Source organism: Salinibacter sp. (genome assembly GCF_036626415.1).
Classification (GTDB): Bacteria; Bacteroidota; Rhodothermia; order Rhodothermales; family Salinibacteraceae; genus Salinibacter.
The window spans coordinates 1-7,261 of record NZ_JAZKRW010000140.1; the positions used below are offsets into that span (position 1 = coordinate 1).

Consider the following 7,261-nt stretch of genomic DNA (forward strand, 5'->3'; position numbering starts at 1 on the left):
ATCTGGGAACCATCGTGATGGTGCACCACCCCGAGGGCGACTACACAGGTCCAGAGGGGTACACGGCGGAGTTTACGTATCTGACGGGCGAGACGCGCGCGGTCGTCGACCTGCGCCCCGATCAGGTGCGCCCGGCCAAGGACGGGGAGATCGCTCGGGCCACGAAGCCCGCGTGAGAGGTCCAGCGAAACGGGCGGCGGCTTCCGGGAGGACTCGTCTTCATTTCGCATGTGCGGTGATGCAGGGGCCTGCAACAGGTCGATGGGGGAGGTGGCCCCATCCTTGTCCCGGCGGCCACGGAGTCACAGAAGGCCACGATCCGCGACCTCGGGGCGCAATTGGACGCGCACTGCAAAGGGCGCCCGGGCGTCCACGACGACCTGACGATGACCGCGCTCTACAACGTGCTCAAGAAGGAGCGCCGCGCCCTGAAACAGGATGACCCGCAAGGGGCCCGGGAGGACCTGGATGAGCAGGAGTGCGAAATCCACGAGCAGGGGCTGGTCGGCGTCCTCAAAGAACTGCACGACGAGCTGGACGCCGCCGTGGCCGCCGCGTACGGCTGGGACGCCGGGCTGCCCGAGGAGACGATCCTGCAGCGACTCGTTGCCCTCAACGCCGAGCGGCGGGCGGAGGAAGAGGAAGGCCACGTCCGCTACGTGCGCCCTGACCGAGCGATAGCGAGGGAGGAAGTAGTCTTGGGCTGCGTCCGGCGTACCAGGCCCCCGAGACCGTCGAGACGCAGGCCGAGCTGGAGCTGGACGTGCAGGTGGGCGGCGACGGCGCCCCCGCCGAGCCCCTCGACTGGCCCTCCGGCCTCACCCCCGCGCCAAAGCCGTCCGCGCCGTCATGACCCACGCGGACGCCCCGCTCACCGTCGAACAGGTGGCCCAGCACTTCCACCGCGCCCGCCGGTCCGATGTGCAGGAGCTGCTGGAGACGCTCGAAGCGCTGGGGCATGTGGAGGCAACCGAGGAGGGGGCGTATGCGACGTAGTAGAGAAAAGCACCAACAAGCCAAGCAGAGCAGCGTAGACCATCAACACGTCATCTCTCCCGATCGAACCGAAGGTCCATGTTTAGCGAGTTCCGATACGAGAACTTTAAGAGCTATCGGGAGGCTGAATTCCCCCTAGCCCCGCTTACGCTTCTCATTGGGACAAATGCTTCTGGCAAGAGCAACGCGCTCGAAGGGGTTCGATTTCTTTCGTGGCTCTCCAAAGGACAGCGGCTCGATGATGCTCTTCGTGCTGTCCAAGAAGACGATGTCACTATTCGAGGGTCACTCGATACTTTAGGGTATCACGGTACTGATTCATTTTCTCTGGGATGCTCCTTAACGAGCACGAGTCCTTGGGAGCACTTGGAGGTGACCCTTCAGATTGAAGGGGATGACCTGTACATCGTGGAGGAGAGCATTTACGGGGACCACTCAAAAGTCCCGCTCTACGAGATCGTGCACTCCCCGGACGAATACGGCTACGAAGTGAAGGTCGCCTACAACAACTTTGCCCGAGGAGGGCGGAAACCACAGATTGCGTGCTCCAATCAGCGGGCAATTCTCACTCAACTCGACACGCCGTCCCGGTTTGGAACGGAAGAAGCACAAGAAAAAATTCCCGACATCACCGATCGATTTCGGCGTGCGCTCGGGGAGATTCTTTTCCTTGATCCGGAGCCCCGTCGCATGCGGGAATACAGCTTCGCAAATGAGACGGAACTGGTCGGCGATGGGCGAAATCTATCGGGCGTCCTCTATAATCTCTGCAAGGATGCACCCCGGAAGGAGGAGATTTTAGATTTTATCGAGGCCCTCCCCGAACAGGATTTCCAGGACATCAGCTTCATCGAAACCCCGCGAAGCGAGGTGATGGTTGAACTGACGGAATCCTTCGGAGGACGAGAGAAGGCTTGGGATGCCCCTATTCTCTCGGATGGCACGCTTCGCGTGTTGGCTGTGGGTGCGGCGGTCCTCTCGGCGCCGGAAGGCTCTCTGATTGCCATTGAGGAGATTGACAACGGTGTGCACCCGAGCCGGGCTGGGATGCTTCTTGAAAACATCCAGCGCATTGCCGAAGAACGAAATCTGCGCGTCATCCTCACGAGCCACAATCCTGCGCTTCTCGATTCCCTTCCCGACGCGTCGGTTCCCCACGTGGTTTGTTGCTACCGCGATCCTGAAGAGGGTGACAGTCGCCTCGTCCGATTGGAAGACCTGCGCAAGTACCCGGACCTCGTGGCCCGCGGTCCCCTTGGCCGCCTCATGACTCGGGGCATCATTGAGCAGTATCTGCACGATCAGTCCGACCCGGAAGAGCAGCGCAAGAAGGACAAGGCCTGGCTGGAATCCATCAAATGAAGCGGCGATCGGCCCCCGTTCCGATCCGATGCTCCTCTAAATCGGATGCCCCCTCCAATGAGCATCTGTATCGTTGACACCTCCGTGTTCTGCAATATCCTCGAGGTGCCCAACCTCTGCCAGGATCGAGATCAGGTTCTTGATCGGCTCGAGCAACTGATTGACAGTGGATCGACATTATTGTTGCCGCTCGCAACGATTTACGAAACAGGTAATCACATCGCCCAGAATGGGGATGGTCGCCAGCGACGAAACGCCGCTGAACGGTTTGGGGAGCAGGTTGATTTGGCCCTTCGAGGCGAAAATCCGTTCACGCCTACGGACATAAACGAGGAGGACGAGCTCCGGCGATGGCTGGCACAGTTTCCCAACTATGCCGAGCAGGAAGTAGGTTTCGGGGATATGTCCATTGTGGAGGCATTTCGTGATGAGTGCGATCGCCACCCCTCTCGTCGTGTATTCATTTGGGCCCTCGACGAAGACCTCGCCAGCTACGACCGAGGTCCTCAAATCTGATTTTCGATGATCCGAACCGGCGAATCGTTTCCACGATGTGTCACGGCGTATCCCATCGAATGATGAATGAACTGGACCGCTTCGTACTGGCGGAAGACCTGCCCGAACACGGCCTGAGCGCCGGGGATCTGGGAACCATCGTGATGGTGCACCACCCCGAGGGCGACTACACAGGTCCAGAAGGGTACACGGCGGAGTTTACGTATCTGACGGGGGAGACCCGCGCGGTGGTCGACCTGCGCCCCGAGCGAAGCGAGGAAGTGCTCTAGGAGTGCGCCCCGATCAGGTGCGCCCGGCCAAGGACGGAGAGATCGCTCGGGCCACGGAGGCCGCGTGAGACGTCTAACGGAACGGGCGGAGGCCCCTGGGAATGCTCCCTGTCCGCACGCGCTCTGAATGTTGCACGCGCGGACAGGTGTCACGGTGACCCTGCCGGCCAGTCTCGGAGGCCTGTCCCCCCACACCAAAAATCCCCTTAGCGCCCCATGGACGTACCGCCCCCCGAACGCGTCTCGCTCGACGTCAAGATGCAGCGGCTCAACATCGAGTGGGCCGATGGGCATGCGTCCGTCTTTCCGCTCGACGGGCTTCGGGAGGCGTGCCCGTGTGCCGAGTGCGAAGGAAAAAAGGTCGAGCGCATCCCCAAGCCCGGATTCCTCCACATCTTCCGGCAGAAGAACCGCTGGAAAAATGTCCAGATTGAGAAGGCGGGCCGCGTGGGGCTGCGCATCACATGGGACGACGGGCACAGCGGCGGCATCTACCGGTGGGACCGCCTGCGCGAGCTGCAGCCGCCGGGGGAGTGAAGGGCATCCCGCCTACCCGAGCACGCCGAAGCCGAAGCGGGCGAAGGGCCAGAGATAGTACACGAGCGTCCCCACGATGAGCGCCGGGAGGGTCGTGTAAATGGTCGCGATGAGGGCGGCCTTCAGGTCGATGGCCATCAGCGGAAACAGCGCATCCCCGTCTTGACTGATGGCATTGGCCGCCAGGGCAGAAAAGGGGATGACCTCCTCCACCGCGTAGAGCTGCGCGAAGATGATCTGGGGCGTGCAGCCGGGCACGAGCCCCAGCGCCGCGCCCGCGAGGGGAGCGCCCACGCCGGCGGCTGCGGACAGGGCCCGGAGGTCGAGCGAGAAGACGCCCATCGTGTATTCGTAGAGGAGGTAGCCCGCGATCACCCACACCGTGACCATCGAGGTTTCCAGGGCCGCGTGTTCGAAGGTCTCGTAGGCGCTCCCAAAGCGCTCACGGACGCGGTCGGCGTCCTCCTCGCCCATGTAGTGTCGGCCGACGAAGTACAGGTAGAATGAGAGCGCGGTGCCCAGCAGACCGGCGACGGTAAAGAGCCCGAAAAAGGTCGGGGCAACCTCCAAGGCCACGTCCGGCGCGCCCCGAACCAAATACATGACGCCCGCCCCCAGTCCCGCAACGGCCACGCCCCACCAGAGAAGGTGCACACCGTGGCTGATGATGCTCATCAGACGGTCCGTCCGGCCCGTCGCTGAAGAATCCACCGGGGGAGGGTTGGGGGAAGGGGCAGTCGTGCCAGGTGGAGCTGCCTCGGCCGATTGGGGTTGCTCCGAGGTGTCGGGGCGAGGCGAACTGGAGTGGAAGGCCGTCGGGGATGAAGCGGGGGCTGGGGGGCGGTCGGCGGCGTCCCTCTGCGGGGGAGCGGTCGGCACGCCGGGCCCACCGGTGGCGACGCCGGTCGTGGCGACGCGGCCCCGGCTCATGGAGGCGGCGACGGCTTCCACCGCGTCGTCGATACGCCCGACGCCCAGTCCCCAGACGTCGATGGCGTACCCAAACGCCACGCTCGCCACGAACGCCAGCCCGTAGGCGTAAAGGCCGGCGCCGGGCGCGATGGCGAGGATCACAAAGGCGGAGTCGCCGGCGGTGGCACCGAGGGTCGCCACGACGGACCCGAAGCTGATGGTGCCCCGAACGTAGAGCGGCATGGCCACGATGGCCCCCCCGCAGCCGGGCGTGAGGCCGAGCAGCGCCCCGGCGATGGGCTGCATGCGCTTGTGGTTCTTGAGAAAGGTGACGATTCGGCCACTGGTTCGGTACTGGAGGTAACTGAACAGCAGCACCGTCACCGCGACGAACGCGCTGACTTGAACAAACCCGTCTCGGAGCGAGACGATCAAGATGTCGAAAACGTCCTGGGGCGTCATGGGGCGGGCGTGGTGTCGAGGCCAGACGGAACTGTCGGGAACGGAGCGCGCCCGTATTGTGGACGAGCCGTCTCTCAGTTTTCCCGAGCAACAAGATAATTTAGCCAAGACTAAATCGTTCCGCGAAGAAACGGGCCCGGCGGACCCACGCACGGTTTCGTGCGTCTCTCAAGGGCTACGACTCGACGACCACCTTCTGCGCCACGGGCCGCCCGATGACCTGCTCTGCGCCATCGACCGCCACGACGAGCAGCCCATCGAGTGGGCGCGCGTCGACGACCTCGACGGGCGCGCCCGGCAGCAGGCCCCGCTGTTCGAGCAGCTCGAGCAGCTCGCCGTCCTCGTCGGCGATGTGATCGATCGACGCCGCATCGCCCTCGTGAAGGTCCGCCAGCGACCGGGTGGGAAGGGCATCGACGGAGCCGTCCCGGGCCGGAATGGGATGGCCGTGGGGGTCGCGCTCAGGGTGGCCCAGCATTTCCTCGATGCGGTCCTCGAATCGCTCGGAGATGTGGTGCTCCAGGATCTCGGCCTCCTGGTGAATCTCATCCCACGAAAACCCCATCACCTCCTTCAGGTACAGCTCCAGCAGGCGGTGATGGCGGAGGACCTCCAGGGCCACGGTGCGTCCGGGCTCCGTGAGCGTGGCGCCCTCATAGGCCTCGTACGTCAGAAAGCCGAGCTCGTCGAGCCGCTTGATCATGTTCGACGCCGAGGCCGACGAGACGTCCATCGCCTGCGCGAGGTCGCCGGTCGACACGGGCGCGCCCCCCTGCTCTTCAAGCTTGTGGAGGGTCTTGAGGTAGTCCTCAATCGATGGGCTCCGCATGACGGACGACACCAAGGTGGGAGGAAAATTTGACACTTGTTGGTACGTCCGGGGGGAGGAGATGTTACCGGACGGCACGAGGCGCGGGGCGAGAAGAGAGGGCGGTTGGATCTGATCCGTCGGTGTCAAATTCAATGGAAATAGCACGAACGAGTCCGGCATCCCTCACCGGTGCCCGCTACGTTAACCGTGCGCGCCGCTGCATTTGACTGCGGGCGGCCCGTTGCGCCACAGCTTTCTGAGAGCACGCCCCGACCCATGCCCGACCACGCCCCGGCCCTGGCCTCGATGAGCACGGCCTACGATCCCTCCGACATCGAGGACAAGTGGTATCAATACTGGGAAGACAACGGCTTCTTCGAGGCCGACGCCGACAGCGACGCCGAGTCGCACGTCATCATGATGCCGCCGCCCAACGTCACCGGGCGGCTGCACATCGGCCACGCGCTGCAGGACTCCATCCAGGATGCCCTCACCCGCATCCACCGCATGAAGGGCGACGAGACCCTCTGGATGCCGGGCCTCGACCACGCGGGCATCGCCACGCAAAACGCCGTCGAAGACAACCTGCGCGAGAAGGAGGGCAAGACCCGCCACGACCTGGGCCGCGAGGCGTTCGTGGAGCGGGTCCGGGCCTGGAAGGAGGAGTACGGCGGTCTCATCCTCGACCAGAAGCGCACGCTGGGGGACTCCTGCGATTGGGGCCGCCAGCGCTTTACGATGGATGAAGGCTTCACGCGGGCGGTGCAGGAGGTCTTCGTGCAGCTCTACGAGGAGGGCCTCATCTACCGCGGCGACTACCTGGTGAACTGGGACCCCGAAAATGAGACCGCCCTCTCCGACGAGGAGGTCGAAAACGAGGAGCGCGAGGGATCCCTGTGGCACGTCCGGTACCCGCTGAAGGACGCGGAGGACGAGTCCGTGACCATCGCCACCACCCGGCCCGAGACGATGCTCGGCGACACGGCGATTGCCGTGAGTCCCGACGACGAGCGGTATGAGCATCTCGTGGGCAAAACCGCGATCCTGCCCCTTCTGGGGCGTGAACTGCCGATCATCGCCGACGACCGGATCGACAGCGACTTCGGGACGGGCGCGCTCAAGGTGACCCCGGCCCACGACGAGACCGATTTCGAGATTGGGGAGGACCACGACCTGGAGAAGATTACCATCATGAGTCCCAAAGGGGCCATCAACGAGAACGGCGGGCCCTACGAGGGCATGGGCCGGTTTGACGCCCGCGACCAGATCGTGGAGGACCTGGAGGAGGAGGGCCTCCTGGTGGAGGTCGAGGACTACATGATGAGTGTGCCCATTTCCGAACGGTCGGAGGCGGTGATCGAGCCGCTCATCTCGCGGCAGTGGTTCGTGGAGATGG

The 7,261-nt window shown here is 63.9% G+C and carries 9 protein-coding genes; 6 read left to right on the plus strand and 3 right to left on the minus strand.

The genetic code is table 11. From position 1 onward, the window contains the following. Positions 1–302: 302 nt before the first annotated feature. Entirely contained in the window at positions 303–650 is a 348-nt protein-coding gene (locus V5A20_RS12225) for a hypothetical protein (RefSeq protein ID WP_332327454.1), read from the minus strand. Positions 651–849: 199 nt separating this feature from the next. On the opposite strand from V5A20_RS12225, the gene V5A20_RS12230 reads away from it, so the two are divergent. From V5A20_RS12230 to V5A20_RS12255, 5 genes are all read left to right on the plus strand, one after another. Beyond that, complete coding sequence (locus V5A20_RS12230) at positions 850–996, plus strand: hypothetical protein (RefSeq protein WP_332327455.1); 147 nt, start codon at positions 850–852, stop codon at positions 994–996. A gap of 78 nt (positions 997–1,074) precedes the next feature. Next, entirely contained in the window at positions 1,075–2,358 is a 1,284-nt protein-coding gene (locus V5A20_RS12240) for an AAA family ATPase (RefSeq protein ID WP_442978405.1), read from the plus strand. 57 nt (positions 2,359–2,415) lie between these two features. After that, positions 2,416–2,874: a hypothetical protein gene (locus V5A20_RS12245; RefSeq protein WP_332327456.1), complete on the plus strand. Its 459-nt coding sequence runs from the start codon at positions 2,416–2,418 to the stop codon at positions 2,872–2,874. Positions 2,875–2,936: 62 nt separating this feature from the next. Further along, entirely contained in the window at positions 2,937–3,143 is a 207-nt protein-coding gene (locus V5A20_RS12250; RefSeq protein WP_332316732.1) for a DUF4926 domain-containing protein, read from the plus strand. A 216-nt stretch (positions 3,144–3,359) separates the two neighbouring features. Beyond that, positions 3,360–3,680 carry a DUF971 domain-containing protein gene (locus tag V5A20_RS12255; protein ID WP_332316733.1) on the plus strand — a complete coding sequence of 107 codons (321 nt, stop codon included), beginning with the start codon at positions 3,360–3,362 and terminating at the stop codon, positions 3,678–3,680. Between the two features lie 12 nt (positions 3,681–3,692). On the opposite strand, the gene V5A20_RS12260 is transcribed toward V5A20_RS12255, so the two are convergent. Both V5A20_RS12260 and V5A20_RS12265 read right to left on the minus strand, forming a co-directional pair. Beyond that, positions 3,693–5,054, minus strand: coding sequence for a putative manganese transporter (locus V5A20_RS12260; protein WP_332327457.1), 1,362 nt, complete (start codon positions 5,052–5,054; stop codon positions 3,693–3,695). A 175-nt stretch (positions 5,055–5,229) separates the two neighbouring features. Beyond that, a complete protein-coding gene (locus tag V5A20_RS12265) occupies positions 5,230–5,883 on the minus strand; it encodes a metal-dependent transcriptional regulator (protein ID WP_332316735.1) in 654 nt (217 codons plus the stop codon). A gap of 258 nt (positions 5,884–6,141) precedes the next feature. Here V5A20_RS12265 and V5A20_RS12270 point away from each other — a divergent pair. Next, on the plus strand, positions 6,142–7,261 hold a 1,120-nt coding region (locus tag V5A20_RS12270), incomplete at its 3' end, for a class I tRNA ligase family protein (protein WP_332316736.1).

Bases quoted from the DNA above. Each gene is read 5' to 3' on its own strand.
- V5A20_RS12255 (WP_332316733.1), top strand. From the start codon at position 3,360: ATGGACGTACCGCCCCCCGAACGCGTCTCGCTCGACGTCAAGATGCAG.
- V5A20_RS12265 (WP_332316735.1), bottom strand. From the start codon at position 5,883: ATGCGGAGCCCATCGATTGAGGACTACCTCAAGACCCTCCACAAGCTT.
- V5A20_RS12240 (WP_442978405.1), top strand. From the start codon at position 1,075: ATGTTTAGCGAGTTCCGATACGAGAACTTTAAGAGCTATCGGGAGGCT.
- V5A20_RS12260 (WP_332327457.1), bottom strand. From the start codon at position 5,054: ATGACGCCCCAGGACGTTTTCGACATCTTGATCGTCTCGCTCCGAGAC.
- V5A20_RS12250 (WP_332316732.1), top strand. From the start codon at position 2,937: ATGAATGAACTGGACCGCTTCGTACTGGCGGAAGACCTGCCCGAACAC.
- V5A20_RS12230 (WP_332327455.1), top strand. From the start codon at position 850: ATGACCCACGCGGACGCCCCGCTCACCGTCGAACAGGTGGCCCAGCAC.
- V5A20_RS12245 (WP_332327456.1), top strand. From the start codon at position 2,416: ATGAGCATCTGTATCGTTGACACCTCCGTGTTCTGCAATATCCTCGAG.